Source organism: Pseudogemmobacter sp. TB195 (genome assembly GCF_058313095.1).
Map to the genome: position 1 here is coordinate 1 of NZ_JBZEGG010000086.1, position 1157 is coordinate 1157.

The following is a 1157-nucleotide window of genomic DNA, read 5'->3' on the forward strand; positions in this document are numbered from 1 at the left end:
TCAGCGCTGTATCCTACCCCGTTGCTGGTCCTGGCCGGGACCGGCAACGGGGTCAATGTAGCAGGTCTGAGACACATCAGGTGTTCAGTCCCGGCATCTGGTGGATCGGATTTAGGATGAATCGATCTGGCTCTGATGTCCAGATTTTGCAGATGTATTCGTAGGGCGTGAGGCCGCCGAGGGTCTTGAGTCTGCGCGCGAAGTTATAGGCTGCCATGAAGTCGTTGAGGTGCGTTCGCAGCTGGTCGTGACTGGCGTAATGGAAGCGCTTGACGGTGGCGTCCTTGATGGTTCGGTTCATCCGTTCGACCTGACCATTGGTCCAGGGATGGTTGGGCTTGGTCAACCGATGCTCAATCCCATTTGCTTCGCAGATCATGTCGAAGCGCATCGGCCGGGAGTAGATGGTGTTCCGGTTCCTCGGCTGCTCTGCGAACTGGATTCCGTTGTCGGTGAGAATGGTGTGAACTTGGTAGGGCACGGCTTCGAGCATGTGCTGAAGGAATTCCCAGGCTGTCTTCCTGTCAGCTCTATCGACGAGTTGGGTCACGGCGAACTTACTCGTGCGGTCGATGCCGACGAACAAATATAGTTTGCCTTCAGCGGTCTGCACCTCGGCGATATCGATATGGAAGAAGCCGATCGGGTAGCGTTTGAATTTCGACCGCTTCGGCTTGTCGCCCTCCATATCAGGCAGGCGCGAGATGCCGTGGCGCTGCAGGCAGCGGTGCAGCGCGGATCGGGTCAGATGGGGAATGGATGGCTGCAGGGCGTAAAGACAGTCATCCAGCGGCAGCAGCGTATGGCGCCGGAACGCCACGATCATCGCCTCCTCGGCATCGGAAAGAACCGTCGAGCGCGGTTCCGACGGCCCAGTCTTCATGTCCTCGACGCTTGCCCGCTTGCGCCACTTCGCGACCGTCTTGGGGTTGATGCCAAATTCCCGGCTCAGCTGCGCGAGCGAAGCTTGCGATCGCTGTATTGCTGCTCGGACAGCGTGCATGGTCGTGGCGCTGCCGTGACGAATTTGTCCCATAGGGCATCCTTCCATTCCAAAGAAAGGATCGCACCATCAAACCGTGGGATCAAACACCTTATGTGTCTCAGACCTGCTACATTGACCCCGTTGCCGGTCCCGGCCAGGACCAGCAACGGGG

The 1157-nt window shown here is 58.4% G+C and carries 1 protein-coding gene; it reads right to left on the bottom strand.

Going from position 1 to position 1157, the window contains the following annotated elements; translation table 11 throughout:
- Nucleotides 1-76: 76 nt before the first annotated feature.
- Complete coding sequence (locus AC4FS3_RS28690) at nt 77-1036, bottom strand: IS481 family transposase (RefSeq protein WP_491023367.1); 960 nt, start codon at nt 1034-1036, stop codon at nt 77-79.
- Nucleotides 1037-1157: the final 121 nt, after the last annotated feature.